The sequence below is a fragment of the Butyricimonas sp. Marseille-P3923 genome (genome assembly GCF_900184685.1).
GTDB classification, from domain to species: Bacteria; Bacteroidota; Bacteroidia; order Bacteroidales; family Marinifilaceae; genus Butyricimonas; species Butyricimonas muris.
In genome coordinates this window covers 787,999-803,803 of the sequence record NZ_FXXL01000006.1, presented here as the reverse complement: position 1 = coordinate 803,803, position 15,805 = coordinate 787,999, and the positions used below count along the sequence as shown (strand labels likewise).

The 15,805-nt window shown below is 37.1% G+C and carries 13 protein-coding genes; all 13 read left to right on the top strand.

Annotation, left to right across the window (positions count from 1 at the left end):
* The first annotated feature begins 26 nt into the window (after positions 1 to 26).
* The 13 genes from CS948_RS09165 (at position 27) to CS948_RS09105 (ending at position 15,749) form a co-directional block, all read left to right on the top strand.
* The gene (locus CS948_RS09165) at positions 27 to 1,508 is read left to right on the top strand and encodes a lipopolysaccharide biosynthesis protein (RefSeq protein ID WP_099291380.1); all 1,482 of its coding nucleotides are present in this window, start codon (positions 27 to 29) and stop codon (positions 1,506 to 1,508) included.
* Between the two features lie 64 nt (positions 1,509 to 1,572).
* A complete protein-coding gene (gene dut / locus CS948_RS09160) occupies positions 1,573 to 2,007 on the top strand; it encodes a dUTP diphosphatase (RefSeq protein WP_099291379.1) in 435 nt (144 codons plus the stop codon).
* 10 nt (positions 2,008 to 2,017) lie between these two features.
* Positions 2,018 to 3,754, top strand: coding sequence for a tetratricopeptide repeat protein (locus CS948_RS09155; RefSeq protein WP_099291378.1), 1,737 nt, complete (start codon positions 2,018 to 2,020; stop codon positions 3,752 to 3,754).
* 127 nt (positions 3,755 to 3,881) lie between these two features.
* Positions 3,882 to 4,598, top strand: a complete 717-nt coding sequence (locus CS948_RS09150) for a DUF4292 domain-containing protein (protein WP_255301929.1) — start codon at positions 3,882 to 3,884, stop codon at positions 4,596 to 4,598.
* Between the two features lies 1 nt (position 4,599).
* Positions 4,600 to 5,787: a murein hydrolase activator EnvC gene (locus tag CS948_RS09145; RefSeq protein ID WP_099291376.1), complete on the top strand. Its 1,188-nt coding sequence runs from the start codon at positions 4,600 to 4,602 to the stop codon at positions 5,785 to 5,787.
* A 181-nt stretch (positions 5,788 to 5,968) separates the two neighbouring features.
* Positions 5,969 to 6,367, top strand: a complete 399-nt coding sequence (locus CS948_RS09140) for an ATP-binding protein (RefSeq protein WP_099291375.1) — start codon at positions 5,969 to 5,971, stop codon at positions 6,365 to 6,367.
* 9 nt (positions 6,368 to 6,376) lie between these two features.
* Entirely contained in the window at positions 6,377 to 6,805 is a 429-nt protein-coding gene (gene ybeY / locus CS948_RS09135) for an rRNA maturation RNase YbeY (RefSeq protein WP_099291374.1), read from the top strand.
* 10 nt (positions 6,806 to 6,815) lie between these two features.
* A complete protein-coding gene (gene mnmG / locus CS948_RS09130; protein WP_099291866.1) occupies positions 6,816 to 8,690 on the top strand; it encodes a tRNA uridine-5-carboxymethylaminomethyl(34) synthesis enzyme MnmG in 1,875 nt (624 codons plus the stop codon).
* Between the two features lie 120 nt (positions 8,691 to 8,810).
* Positions 8,811 to 10,424, top strand: a complete 1,614-nt coding sequence (ade, locus tag CS948_RS09125; protein WP_099291373.1) for an adenine deaminase — start codon at positions 8,811 to 8,813, stop codon at positions 10,422 to 10,424.
* 12 nt (positions 10,425 to 10,436) lie between these two features.
* Positions 10,437 to 12,239 carry an excinuclease ABC subunit UvrC gene (gene uvrC / locus CS948_RS09120; protein WP_099291372.1) on the top strand — a complete coding sequence of 601 codons (1,803 nt, stop codon included), beginning with the start codon at positions 10,437 to 10,439 and terminating at the stop codon, positions 12,237 to 12,239.
* Between the two features lie 146 nt (positions 12,240 to 12,385).
* The gene (locus CS948_RS09115) at positions 12,386 to 12,943 is read left to right on the top strand and encodes an RNA polymerase sigma factor (protein WP_141560916.1); all 558 of its coding nucleotides are present in this window, start codon (positions 12,386 to 12,388) and stop codon (positions 12,941 to 12,943) included.
* Positions 12,944 to 13,059: 116 nt separating this feature from the next.
* Entirely contained in the window at positions 13,060 to 14,217 is a 1,158-nt protein-coding gene (locus CS948_RS09110) for a FecR family protein (protein WP_099291370.1), read from the top strand.
* 377 nt (positions 14,218 to 14,594) lie between these two features.
* Positions 14,595 to 15,749, top strand: coding sequence for a TlpA disulfide reductase family protein (locus CS948_RS09105; protein WP_099291369.1), 1,155 nt, complete (start codon positions 14,595 to 14,597; stop codon positions 15,747 to 15,749).
* The last annotated feature ends 56 nt before the right edge of the window (positions 15,750 to 15,805 follow it).

Here is a 15,805-nt window from a genome sequence, read left to right as displayed (position 1 = left end):
GAACTTGAAGCAAAAGTAGAAAAAATATGAACCCACTGAAAAAACTAATGGGAGAAACCGTGATATACGGTTTCACGACAATTATCGGACGATTTATAAATTGGTTGCTGGTGCCTTTGTACACGAGAGTATTTATTGCAGACGAGTACGGGATAGTAGTCAATCTAATGGCGTACACTTCTATTTTAATGGTGCTGTTGACGTATGGTACGGAAACCGGTTTTTTCAGGTTCGCCACGAAAGACGGTAAGGATAGAGTTTTCTCCACTCTATTGACTTCTTTGAGCTTTACTTCCATACTTTTTCTTGTTCTTTGTTTTTCTTTTCTTCCTCAACTTTCTGTTTTATTGGAAGTTGAAGATTATCCGATTTACATCTCTCTATTAGCCGTGACATTGGCTATCGACGTGATTACTACTTTGCCTTTCGCTTTGCTCCGTTTGGATAGCCGTCCTATTCGTTTCGGAATCATTAAGTTAGTGAATATAGGAATCAATGTAGGTTCGAATTTGTTTTTCTTGTTATTGTGTCCTTATCTCGAAAAGCAAGGAATACATGTTCCCTTTTATAACCCGGAGGGAGGGGTTATCTACGTTTTCATTTCTTACCTGTTGGCTTCGGTTGTAACTCTGCTTATGTTACTTCCTTATATATTGAAGTTTAAGTTTGTTTTTTCTTTCTCTTTATTGAAAGATATATTGAAGTATTCTTACCCGATTTTAATCGTGAGTTTAGCAGGAATTATTAATTTGCAAGGTGATAAAATATTGATGCCAAAGCTTTTGGAAGATGAGGCTACCAGCATGGCGATGACCGGGATCTACGGGGCAAACTATAAACTTGCCTTAATCATGTATATATTTACCCAAGGATTCCGTTTCGCTTTTGAACCTTTCTTTTTTAATTATTCCAGAAACTCTGACTCAAAAAAAGTGTACGAGGATGTTTTACTCTATTTTACCGGGTTTGGTTTGATGATATTCTTGGGTGTCATGTTTAATCTCGACCTTTTGAAATATTTCGTTAAATCGACTTATTTCGAGGGATTGGCTATCGTGCCGTGGGTTCTCATGGCAAATCTCTTCCAAGGGATGTATTATTCGCTTTCCTTGTGGTATAAATTGACTGATAAAACGATATACGGTGCGTACATGGCTATTGCGGGATGCGTGATAACTATTGCCGGTAATGTTATTTTCTTGCCTAAAATCGGTTTTATGGCTTCCGCTTATTCCGTGTTTACTTGTTTTTTGGTAATGACTATACTTTCGTTTATTCTGGGAAGACATTTTTACAAGATTAATTATGATATACCGAAAATTCTTTTCTATTTTGTTATTTGTCTGGCGTTTTATTTTGCAGGGCGAATGATTAAATTTGACGGGGATTTGGTAACTTGTTTAGTTCGTTTGCCGTTATTTATACTCTTCGTTTATATCTTCGTGAAAAGAGAGATGAGTTTTTTATTGACAAAAGATTTTATGTACAAGTTAATTCATAAAAAATAGCTATCTTAGCACGATTTATACAAATAAGGTGTTGTATAACTAACTATCAAAGTAATAGAGAGAAATGAAAATAAAGATCGTGAATAAGTCGAAGCATGCGCTTCCGGAATACAAGACAAAATCATCGGCGGGAATGGATATTCGGGCAAATTTGGATGCCCCGGTTATGTTGAAATCGTTGGAAAGAAAATTGATTCCTACCGGGTTATTTATTGAATTGCCCGAGGGCTACGAGGCTCAAATGCGTCCGAGAAGCGGGTTGGCTTTAAACGAAGGGATTACTTTGTTGAATACGCCGGGAACGATAGATGCCGATTACAGAGGAGAGATTGGTGTTATTTTGGTTAATTTATCACACGAAGTTACACAAATCAATGACGGTGAACGGATTTGCCAAATGGTGATTAATAAAGTCGAACAGGCTGAATTGATTGAAGTGGAGACTTTGAACGACACGGAAAGAGGAGAGGGAGGCTTCGGTCACACGGGTAAAAAATAAACAATTTAGAATGAACAAATTAGTTAAATCGTTATTTGTTATTCTGTTTCTTTTATGTGCCATTCAAGTATTTGCAGATAAAAAGAAAGCAGTTGAACCAACTTTAGAAGGTGAAGCTAAAGTGCAGTTTGACTATGCTTTCATGGAAGGAGTCCGGTTTAAAATATTGGGTGATTTGAAGTCGTCTTTGACTTATTTCGACCAATGCATGAAAATTTATAACCGGAGTGCTGCGGTGCGTTACGAGATATCTAGTATACTTTCTTTGGGTGAAGATTTAAACCTTCCTCTTCAGTTGATGCGTGAAGCGGTTCAGCTTGAACCCGATAATATTTGGTACAATCTTTTGTTGGCGAATATCTTGCAGAAAAAATCAATGATTGAAGAAGCCTGTAAGGTATATGATGAACTAATCGCCAAACATCCTGAAAGAGAAGATTTTTATATTATTCAAGTTGATCTTTATACCTCGACTGAAAAATGGGAGAAAGCGATAGAGGTTTTGAATAGATACGAGAAACAATTCGGAGTAAATGAACCCGCGATAATAGAAAAAGCCAAATTGTATTCCAAAATGGATAACGTGAAGAGAGCTTCTTCCGAGATCATGAAATTGATTAAAAAATACCCGGAGAATACTGATTATTTGGGATTATTGGCGGAGTTGTATTTGTCACACAATCAGGAGAAAAAAGGATTACAACTCTTGAATAGGATTGTGAAAGATTATCCCGATAACGGTTTCGTTCAATTTTATCTGGCTGATTATTATCGAACCAAAAAAGATTCTCTGAACACGGAAAAGTATATTCGTCCCGCGTTGGCGAATGATAATATAGACAACAACTTGAAAGTTCAATATTTATTGAAATTACTTGTTAATCAAGCGGATTTAAGTTTATCGACCGATCATATTTACAGATATGTTCAATTATTATTGGAGAAATATCCGGGTGATCTCAGTGTAAGAACTTTGAATGCTGATTTTTTAAAGAGAGAAAATAAATTGGAGGAATGTAAGAAAGAACTCGAATTTATTATCTCTAAAGAGAAGAATAATTATCTGGTTTGGGAGGAATTAATGTTTTTATCCAACCAATTGGGTGATACGGCAGCTATGAAAAGTGAAGGGTTGGAGTGTTTGAATTATTTCCCGAACGAGCCGCTCCCTTATATGATGATAAGTTTACCTATGTTGATTGAAGGAAATTACGCGAAAGCAACGGGATATCTTCAGAAAGGGCTTGAATTGGCCCCGGATAAATCTTTTATAAAATCTCAATTGTACGCTTATTTGGGTGAATGTTATTACAAGCAAGATAGTATAGAAATCGCTTTTTCCATGTTTGATAGTGCGATAGCTATCAATCCGAATGATATAATGACTTTGAATAACTACAGTTATTATCTTTCTTTAAGAAATGAGCGTTTGAATCAGGCTGAAAAAATGATTTCAACGGCGTTGAGTGCTGATCCTAATAACGCTACTTTCTTGGATACTTATGCTTGGGTACTTTTTAAACTTAAAAATTATTCTTTGGCACGTTTTTATATGCGTTCTGCCATAGAAAACACGGAAAAGCCTAGCGGAGTGTTGTACGAGCATTACGGTGATATTCTTTACATGAATGGTGATAAGGAGGAAGCATTGAAAATGTGGAAAAAAGCATTGGAATTGGGTGATGATATTAGTGATAATTTGAAAAATAAAATAGTGAATGGTTTATCGGTAGAGCATGAGGAATAGTTTTATTTTTATTTTGGTTTTGATCTTATTAGTGTCGTGTAAGTCTGTTAAAAAAGTAGTTGAAGTTAAACGAGAATTACCGAATATAACTGAAGGAAGATTACTTAGAAATGTTTATTTCAACGAATTGGACTATAATACTATATATGCCAAGAAAATAGATTTGACGTTAAAGGAGAAAAAGAAATCCCATAGTTTGAAAGCTATGATGCGTATTCAAAGGGATAGTTTTATCTGGGTATCGGTGACTGCCCCGATGGGGATCGAGGTTGCACGAATTTTATTGACTCCCGATAGCGTGAAGTTTATCAGTCCGAGAGATAAAAAGTATTTTGTATCGGACTATAACTATTTTATAGAGCGTTTCGATGTCGGTTTTACTTACGACTGTTTTCAGCGAATGTTGACAAACCGTTTCTTTGATTTTGAATCCTGTACTACCGAAATGGATAGAAATAAGCGATTCAAATTTGATAAGTCCGGTAATGACTATGTTTTGTACACTTTGGAGGAGAAAGCAATCGGTAGAAAGTTGAAGAAATTATACAAGAAAAAGAGGAAAAACAAAGAATTTTCCTTGATCTTGCAGAAAATACATATAAATCCTGATTGTTTCAGACCTTGTCTGGTGTCTATTGAGGATATGGAAGAAAGAGTAGGGATGAGTGTTAAGTACAAGAATATTAAAGATTTTGAAGGGAAAGTTTTTCCTGAACGGATAGTTTTTAATATCTTTACCGATGATGACAACTGGGAAGTCCAACTGGATTTCAGCCGTGTGGAATTTGATGTTGAAGTATCATCTAACTTTAAAATATCGAGCAAATATAAACGGATGTATTAACATGAATGTTTTTCGCGTCATATTGATTTTAATCTTTTTCTTCACCTTTACGGTTGCTTACACGCAATCTATAGAGGCGATTAAAAAGAAAAATGCGAAGACCGAAAAAGAAATTGCTTACCTGAACAAATTATTGGATAACGCTCGTAATGATCAATCGGCTACTATTCAGAAAATCACGATTATTAACCTGAAAATTGTAAAGGGAAAGGAAATGATCCAATCCCTCACGAATGAAGTTAAATATATAGAGAAACAAATATCGAGCAACGAGTACGTTAAATCTGATCTGGAAGCGAGTAAGCAACAAATGTTGGATTTCTATGCTAAAATGGTTTACGAAACTTGGAAAAAAAGAAATACATCCGATAAGTTGGTATATATATTCTCTTCTTCCAGTTTTACTCAAGCCTATGCTCGATATAAATATTTCGAGCAGGTACAGGATTATTCCAAACGTCAGTTAGAGAGAATAAAACAAACGAATGATTCGTTGACTTCGATCAATAATCAACTTACTGAATTGATGGCGTTGAAGAACGCGACGCAATCTAAAATATCTGCCCAGAACAACGAGTTAATCAAGGAACAGAATCAAGCTAATAAATACGTCGGGGAACTCAAGAAAAAAGAGAAAGAGATTCTACGAAAACTGAATATCGAGATTAAAAACCGGGAACGGTTTAAAAAAGAATTGGAGAAACTTATTGCTGCTCAAGCGAAAAAGTCCGGGAGTAAAAATTCTAACTATAAATTAACACCGGAAGAGAAACTTATTTCCGACGATTTCGCTAAAAACAAAGGAAAGTTACCTTGGCCTGTTGAACAAGGGTTTGTTTCCGAAAAATTCGGGGTGAATATACATCCGGTGTTCAAACAGGTAAAGTTAAATAACGCAGGAATTACAATTACTACATCGCACAATGCTGATGTGAGAGCGGTATTCAAAGGTGTGGTAACTGAAATAATGTTTATTCCGGGGGATAATAATGTTGTTATTGTGCGCCATGGAAATTATCTGACGGTATATTCAAATTTGGTGGAGATTTTTATAAAAAAGGGCGACACCGTGAACGTGAAACAGAAAATAGGTAAGTTGGCAAGTAGCGGGGAAAACAGTACATTAAATTTTCAAGTATGGAAAGATAAGGATAATATGGACCCACAATTGTGGTTAACGCCGTGGTAAATTGTAGGTATGAAATTTTTATATTTATCGGAGTTGATAATTAGAAATATTTTGCTTACATTCGCTAGACTGTAGTTAGTGGGGTATTGTTGGATACGTTTATGTATGTTTGGTTTAATAATTAATAGGAGTTATTTAATTATGATTTTGTCTAAGATTTTAGATATTAACTGTTGAAAGCATGGACAAACTGGAATTTTCAATTGCCTCGGAAATTGGCAATATCGTTAAAGTTGAGAATTTTATCGATTATTTTTCGGACGTTTATAATGTTGAACCGGACGTGTTCGGCAAAATAAGTTTATGCGTCATTGAAGCCGTAAATAACGCTATTCTTTACGGTAATAAATTGGATCCCATGAAGCACGTGAAATTCATAGTTCATGAGGAAGATAAACGTTTGTTCGTTGCTGTAAAGGATGAAGGCGAAGGTTTTGATTATTCATATATACCTGATCCTACTTTGCCCGATAATATTGAAAAAGATGCCGGGAGAGGACTTTACCTGATGAAAACGCTTTCTGACGATTTGATATTTGAAGACGGAGGATCCAAAGTGATCATGGTTTTCAATTTATGAATGAATTAGATGAGTGAGATTTTTTTTTTCAACGAGGAATGTGAATTTCCTGCTTTTTTCTCAAAAGAGAGGGTGACTCAATGGCTTCAACTTGTTGCTGAAGATTATTCATTGAAATTGGGTACTATCTCTTTTATTTTTTGTAATGATGATTATATACTGGACGTGAACAGAAAGTATTTGAATCATGATTACTATACTGATGTAATCACGTTTGATTACAGGGAAGGGAAAGTACTTTCCGGTGATGTATTTATAAGTCTGGACACGGTTCAATCCAATGCTTTGGAATTCGGTACGGCCTATGAAGAAGAATTGCATAGAGTGATAGTTCATTCTGTGCTTCATTTAATAGGTTTTAAAGATAAATCGGATAATGATGCGCAAGAGATGCGTCAAAATGAAAATCATTGCTTAGAATTGCTTAAAACACTTTGATATGTCGCAGTTGTTACCTGAATATGATGTTATTGTAGTGGGAGCTGGTCATGCCGGTTGTGAGGCAGCTTGTGCGGCAGCTAATCTCGGATCAAAAACTTTACTTATCACTTTGGATATGAACAAGATAGCGCAAATGTCTTGTAATCCGGCAATGGGTGGTATTGCTAAAGGTCAGATTGTCAGAGAAATAGATGCGTTGGGTGGATATTCGGGTATCGTAACGGATAGAAGTACGATTCAATTCAGAATGTTGAACCTTTCCAAAGGACCTGCTATGTGGAGTCCGCGATCTCAATGTGATCGTATGGTATTTTCTTCCGAGTGGAGGGATATTGTAGAACATACCGATAATCTCGATCTTTGGCAGGATGATGTCATTGAATTGATTTTGGATGATGGGAAAGTGGCAGGGGTGAAGACTCAATTGGGTGTTTCCTTTTCAGCTCCTCGTGTAGTGCTCACGAATGGAACATTTTTAAATGGTCTGATGCATATCGGTCGGGTAACTTTTCCCGGTGGTCGTATTTCTGAACCTGCTTCTCATGGATTGTCCGAGCAATTGTTTGATCATGGTTTTACCGTGGGACGTATGAAAACGGGAACACCTGTTCGTATTGATGGTAGAAGTATCGATTTCTCTAAATTGACCAGACAGGACGGGGATAATGATTTTCATAAATTCTCTTTTCTGAGTTTCGCGTATACAAATTCACTCGAGAAACGACCTTGCTATATCGCTTACACGAATAAAGAGGTTCACGATATATTGCGTGAAGGTTTTGACGATAGCCCTCTTTTTAACGGGACTATCAAGAGTATAGGCCCTCGTTATTGCCCGAGTATCGAAACTAAATTAGATACTTTTTCCGATAGGGATAGTCATCATTTATTTTTGGAACCGGAAGGGGAGAGGACTACGGAATATTATTTGAACGGGTTTTCTTCTTCTTTACCTTGGGATATACAATTAAGGGCGCTTCGAAAAGTTGAAGGTTTTGAAAATGTAAAAATATATCGTCCGGGTTACGCAATTGAGTATGATTTTTTTCAACCGACACAATTGTACCCGACTTTGGAAACGAAGTTGATTAAGGGACTTTATTTTGCGGGGCAAATTAACGGGACGACCGGCTATGAAGAAGCCGCCGCTCAAGGTTTGATGGCTGGGATTAATGCGCATCTTTCTTTACATGAGAATAGAGATTTTGTATTAAATCGGGATCAAGCTTATATAGGTGTATTAATTGATGATTTGGTGACGAAAGGAGTGGATGAACCTTATCGTATGTTTACCTCTCGTGCCGAATATCGTATTTTATTGCGACAAGACGATGCCGATGTCAGATTGACTCCCTTGGGATATTCTATAGGTTTGGTTAAGGAAGATCGTTACTCTATTTTTGAAGACAAAATTTTAAAGCGGGACAGGTTAATAGACTTTATTTCCAATTTCAGTATTTCTCCGGATGAAATAAATTCCGTGTTGGAACTATTCGGTTCTTCACCTATTCGTCAAAAATTGAAATTGATTGATATCATTTCTCGTCCTCAAATAACGATTCCTAAAATAGTGGATTATATTCCTTCATTGAAAGAATTTATTTTTGATAATTCTATTCGAGAAGAAATTATTGAGGCGGCTGAAGTTTTGATTAAATATTCGGGGTATATAGAACGTGAAAAATTAATTGCCGATAAATTGAATCGATTGGAAAATTTAGTCATCGAGAATAAATTTGATTACATGGAGATAAATTCTCTATCGTATGAAGCTCGTCAAAAGTTGACTAAAATCAAACCGAAAACAATAGGACAAGCGTCACGTATAACCGGAGTATCGCCTTCGGACATTAATGTTTTATTGATTTTAATGGGAAGATAACTGAAATGTTTCACGTGGAACATTTCAAAATGGTGCGAAGGGTACCTTGTAATATAGATACATGAAAACTTGGGGAGAGATAGAAAAAGTAGAAATAAACATCATATAAACAGTTATTTTATGAAAGTGATAGAAGGAAATTTAGTTGATATTGACAATAGAGAATTTTATCCGTGTACAATAACTGTTTCTGACGGAAAAATTCTTTCGATAGAAAGAAATTCAAATTCTTACGATCATTATATATGCCCGGGATTTATAGACGCTCATGTACATATCGAGAGTTCTATGTTGATGCCTTCGGAATTTTCAAAATTGGTTATTCCTAACGGGACAGTGGGGGTAGTATCTGATCCGCATGAAATAGCGAATGTTTTGGGTGTTGAAGGAGTGAAAATGATGATAAAAAACGGGGAGGAAACACCTTTAAAAATTTTCTGGGGAATACCTTCTTGCGTTCCGGCGACTCCATTAGATAAACCGGGTAATATTATTACCGCGGAAGACACGGAGATATTGGCAAAAACCGGACAATTTACCATGCTTGCGGAGGTGATGAATATTCCGGGTGTTCTTAACGGTGAGCCGGAAGTTATAGCAAAACTGGATATAGCTAAAAAATACGCTTTAAGAATAGACGGTCATGCGCCGGAATTGAGGGGTGACGCGTTAAGTGCGTATATTGCTCATGGTATAGAAACCGATCACGAGTCATCTGAATTGGAAGAAGCAGAGGAGAAAATTTCAAAAGGAATGCAGATCATGATTCGAGAAGGAAGTGCGGCAAAGAATTATGATGCTTTAAAATCTTTAATTGCCACACGTACCGATAACGTGATGTTTTGCACGGATGATTCCCATGCCGACGATCTTTTAATAAAAGGACATATCAATTATTTAGTGAAAAAAGCCGTGTCTGACGGTTTCGGGATATTCGATATTCTTCAAGTGGCATGTATCAATCCGGTACATTTTTATCATTTGGATGTAGGGACATTGCATGTCGGGGATAAAGCTGACTTTATCATTTTGGAAGATCTCGAATCTTTAAATATTCATGCTACTTATATTAATGGGGTAGAAGTCTATCGAAAAGGGGGAAAAATAGAAATTCCGGATTCAAAAATTCCTTGTTTGAATTTATTTAATCACGATATTATAAAAGATATTGATATCCGCACGGATGTGGAAGGAGATATTCACTGTATAAAAGTAGTTCCGGATAGTATCATTACCGAGAGAATGATGCTCCATTTCGACCGAAGAATAGAAAATTATCAATCGGATGTGGATTCCGATATTTTGAAAATAGTGTACTTGAATCGCTATTATAACACGAAACCCCAAGTCGGATTTATATCCGGTATAGGTATAAAACATGGGGCTTTCGCTTCTTCAATTTCTCACGATTCCCATAATATTATCGCGGTAGGCAGCACGGATACGGATATTGTAACTGCCGTGAATGAAGTGATAAGACTCAAGGGCGGACTGGTCGTGAATGATAGCGAGAAATTGCACGCGTTACCGTTACCGGTAGGGGGAATTATGAGTGATCGTTCCGGTCAGGAAGTTGCAGAACAGTACATGGAATTGAATAAATTACTTTCTAAAATGGGAACACCCTTGAATTCTCCGTTTATGACGCTCTCGTTTATGGCATTGATTGTAATACCTACTCTGAAAATAGGCGAAAAGGGAATATTTGACTTCGATAAATTTGATTTCATATAGGATTTTATTGATATGACTGATGAATTAGGATTGAAAGAGAAAGTTAGTAAATTACCTACGACTCCCGGGGTGTATCAATTTTTTGATGCAAATGGAGTTATTATTTATATAGGTAAGGCTAAAAATCTAAAGAATAGAGTTTCATCCTATTTTGTAAAGAATAATCAATCTTCGAAGACCATGGTTCTGGTCAGAAAGATACGTGACTTAAAGTATATTGTCGTTAATACGGAAGAAGATGCTTTGTTACTGGAAAATAACTTGATCAAGAAATACAAGCCTCGATATAACATCCTACTGAAAGACGATAAAACTTACCCTTGGATATGTATCACGAAAGAGGCTTTTCCCCGTGTATTTACCACACGTAAGTTTATCCGGAACGGTTCGGAGTATTTTGGTCCTTTTACATCTGCCAGATACGCCGGTACACTGATTTCCTTGATAAAAAGTCTTTATAAATTGCGTACATGCAATTTAAATCTCAATAAATCAGCGATATATGGTGGAAAATATAAAGTTTGTCTTGAATATCATATAGGAAATTGTTTGGGTCCATGCGTGGGGTACGTGACCGAAGAGGAATACATGGAAAATATTACCCAAATTCGAAATATATTGAAAGGTAATATCTCTTCTGTCATTGACTTCATGATGCAAAAGATGAAGGAATATACCATTTCGCTTCAATTCGAGAAAGCTCAAGAAATGAAGGAAGCCATAGAAGCACTGAAATCACACCAGACTAAATCCACTATTGTTAGTGCTTCCATGAATGACATAGACGTTTTCTCTTATCTGGAAGACGAAAAATACGCGTACGTGAATTATTTGCGTATTGTTCATGGAGCTGTAAACCAAGTGCATACAATAGAATTAGAGAAAAAACTAGATGAATCGAAAGAATCACTTCTATCATTTGGAATTTTTGAAATCCGCCAGCTCGTGAATAGTCGTTCCAAAGAAATTCTGGTTCCCTTTTATCCTGATTTGCTTATGCAAGGGCTGAATTACGCTATTCCCCAGCGAGGAGAGAAAAAACAATTGCTGGACTTATCGGAACGGAACGTGAAATTCTTTAAAATGGATCGTGAGCGGCAGAGAGGATTACGTCGTCAAGATACCAAATTGGACTTGTTGAACACGATAAAAAACGAGTTGAAATTGCCTCGTTTACCGCATCGCATGGAATGTTTCGACAACTCGAATATACAGGGAACCACTCCGGTAGCTTCCTGTGTTGTCTTCATAGACGGGAAACCGGCGAAACGGGAATATAGACATTTCCACGTGAAAACTGTTATCGGGGCAAATGACTTTGCTTCCATGGAGGAAATATTGTATCGTCGCTATCATCGGGTTTTGGAAGAGGGGGGAGAACTTCCCGATTTGATAGTCGTGGATGGTGGAAAAGGACAATTAAGCTCTGCTGTTGCCACTTTACGAAAACTGGATTTGGTGGAACGAGTACCGATAATCGGTTTGGCAAAGCAAATGGAGGAAATCTATTACCCGGGCGATAAAGATCCTTATTTATTGGCGAAAACATCTATTTCTTTAAAGACTTTGATGCATATTCGGGATGAAGCCCATCGCTTCGGTATCACATTCCATCGTAAATTGCGCGAAAAGAAACAAACGGTTAGTGTCTTGAGTGAAATAAAAGGTATAGGAGAAAAGACGGAAATATCTTTATTACAGAATTTTAAAACGGTAAATGCGATTCAATCCGCTTCACAGAAAGAACTGGCAACTGTTATCGGGGCAGCTAAAGCAAAAGTCGTGTATGATTATTTCCATAAATCCGATGAATAAAGATATTGGATTCGAGTACAAATAGAATAGGTTTTTTAAACGATTATTTTGGAAGTAAAATATAATCTCTATATTTGTCTGTTACATCGAACGGAAAATATTCAATAAACTATGTATGTTTATTACACGAGTGTGTGATTTTATCTATGAGTGATGAATTGTATACAGTAGAATGGCTGAATGAGGATTATTCCGAGCATTTTGAAGGTTTATACAAGTTTATGTATAAACGTCTGTATCTTTTTGCCCGAAATTTTTTAATGGATGAAGCGCTTGCCGATGATGTTGTTCAGGAAGTTTTCATGGGATTGTGGAATAAAGGGAAAAGTATGCCGGAAAATATTCCACTGGAACGTTACCTGTTTACCTCGGTGAGAAATTTATGCGTGGATCATCATCGTAAATTGAATATTATAGATAAATATCAAAAGCATCTTGTTGAATCCGAAGCCATGGTATATTTTCCGTACGGGGAAGAAGAATCGGAGCGGGAAAGAAAGGTGAAAAAACTTTTGGCGGAATTACCCGATATGCAACGGCAAGTGTTGGAATTGAGTGTCGTCGAAGGGTTGAAGTACAAAGAAGTGGCGGAACGTTTGAATATAGCGGAGGGAACCGTACACACGCATATAAAAAGAGCATATAAATATATCAAGACTCACTTGGCATTTTTGCTGTTATTTTTGTATATGATATTCAAATAGTCATTTTATGGAAAAAAAAATCATTTTGCTGTACCCCGAAATAAACATGAGTTCGTTTTCAGTATCAGAAGAACTATGTAAAATTGAATTTATGTAGATTTAAGAAGAGGTGAATTATGAAACAGATAGAGTGGGATATCATAGAACGCAAATTAGAAGGGGGACTTTCTCCGGAAGAAGAAAGTCGTTTCGGAGAATGGTACACGGCAAACAGGGAGAATAAAGATTATTTTCACAAGATAGAAAGGTTTTATCAGAAAAACGGGTTCGTGAAGGAGATTACCGATAAGGATGCAAATGTTTCTTGGAAGAAGTTTTCCAATCGTCTGGAGAAAAAGAAACCGGGAAAAAGGCGCAATCTTTTTTATTGGTCTGTTTCAGGTGCTGCGGCTTGTTTGTTGATAGGCATTCTGGTATTTACTTTAGGGCGTGACGAGAAAACTGTTGCCCCTACCCAAATGGCAACCATTCCAGCGGGAGGAAATAAAGCTATTTTGCAGTTATCCAATGGAATATGTGTTGAACTGGAAAATCTTTCCAACGAGATGGAAGATGCTTCGGCTAAAATCGTTAATACAGGCTCTGTATTGAGTTACGAGAAAAAACAGGATACTTTGATTCAAGAGGAAGTTTTCAACAAAGTAACGACTCCGAGAGGGGGAGAATACGGGATAACACTTTCGGACGGGACAAAGGTGTATTTGGGAGCTCTCTCGGAGATTGAATACCCGGTGACATTCTCCGGAGATAAACGAGTGGTGAAGGCATCCGGTGAAATCTATTTTGACGTGGCTCATGATCCGGGACATCCGTTTGTCGTGGAAATGAAAAACCAGAAAATAGAAGTATTGGGAACATCATTCAACGTCAGGGATTACGAGGATGAAGAGTTTGTTGAAACCACTCTCGTCAAAGGTAAAGTGAAAGTATCGGCAGGCAATGAATCCTGTATTCTGGAACCGAGTCACCAAGCCGTGTTGGATAAGAAAAATAACACGATAGTACAGAGAGAGGTAAACGTGGATGAATTCGTGGATTGGAAAAACGGAAAATTGAATATCCGGAACCAACGTTTGGAAGATATTCTGACCCGATTGAGCAAATGGTACGATGTTTATGTCTTCTACACGAGTGAAGACGCCAAAAACTTGCGCTTCTACGCGAATATTGACCGGTATAGTGATATGAATGAATTGTTGGATAAGTTCGAAAAGACAGAACAAGTCAAATTCGAAATCAAAGGAAACGTGATTAATGTTTCGACCGTGAAATAAGAATTAAAATAGTATTGACTGTATAGAGTAGAGGGTGTGTCAAAACACACACTCTCGTCCATAAGGTCTGAAGGTCCATAATGTTGTAAGGTCAAATGTATAGAGAGATTTGATTTATGATATTGTATGTCATTGTGTTATTGAATCGTGGACTTTATGGAATTTAGGAGCCGGAGGCTCGACTTTATGGACATTATAGACTGGAGGTGTGTCAAAACACACCTCTTTTATTAAGAATTTGTTAAAATGTATCTTCTTTGTACCCTGTTTTGAAAGTTTATTCGTTTTGCGTTAAACAGTAATTTCAACGCCGGAACGAATGAATAAGAATAAGGGTTTTTACTTGTAAGTTCGGGTAAATTTTAAAAAAGGGATGTATGAAAAGAACGAAGATTTTTCTAGCAGTGTTCGCGTTATCAGGTATGTTTTATAACGGTCAGGCACAGGAAACAAAAACGGAAGTGAAGGATAGTGTCACAAGTGACGGTACCGTTCGCAAGACTATTAAAATGGAGGTCAAGAGTGCGGAGGATTTGCAGAATTTATTCAAGATGTTGGGTAATGGAAACGTGCAGGTTAAGAATAAGTCAGCCGATACCCAACAAAAAAAGGGGACAGTAACGACCTCGAATCAAGTTCAGGGACGATTAATGGAGAGTAATGGTGATAAAACTTTGCATGCAAAATCTTATTTGAATCGTCAAGCACCGGAATTGAAAGTTGAGAAATGGTTGACGGATGTACCGAACACGGAAGGTAAATTTGTGTTGATTGATTTCTGGGGGCCTTCTTGCGGACCTTGTCGGAAGAGTATTCCTGATTTGAATAAATTCAGTAAGCAGTTTAAAGATAAATTAGTGGTGATTGGTGTGGCTCCAAACAAGGAAGAATCTGTACGGGGGATGAAAGATCCTGTTATCGAGTATTATAGTGCTATCGATACGAAAAAGGAATATATCGGTAAATATGAAGTGAAAGGTTACCCGCATGCAGTGCTTTTGGATACTCGGGGAATCGTTCGCTGGGAAGGTAATCCGGTATTATCAGGATATGAATTAACAGCCGAGGTAATTGAAGGGTTGTTAAAAAAATATGATTACGAGAATGGAGGGGTTGACCGGAATATGGCAAAACCGTTTTTAGGAGAAAAAGTACCGGATTGGAATATAAAGGAATGGTACCCGAAAGAACCGAAAACGAAAGGCAAGTTTGTTTTGCGGGATTTCTTCAGTTTCCACTGTGGCCCCTGCCGGAAAGCAATCCCGAAGTTAAACAAATGGAGTAAGGAATTTGCCGATGATTTAGTGGTGATTGGTTGTGCCAAAGATGGCGTAAAGCGATTACTGGAAATCGAGCCTAAAATCGAGTACAATTTGGCAAGTGACCCGCAAGGGGAAATATGGAAGACTATGGATTTGCACGTGTTGTCATACGTCCAATTGATTGATCCGAAAGGGATTGTCCGTTGGGAAGGTCTTTGCATAGATTTGACAACTGCAAAAATCAAAGAAATTATTAGTAAGTACAAGTAGCTGTTTTTTGGAGGTTGTCCGAGATAATTTTTGGACAACCTTTTTTTAATCGCATG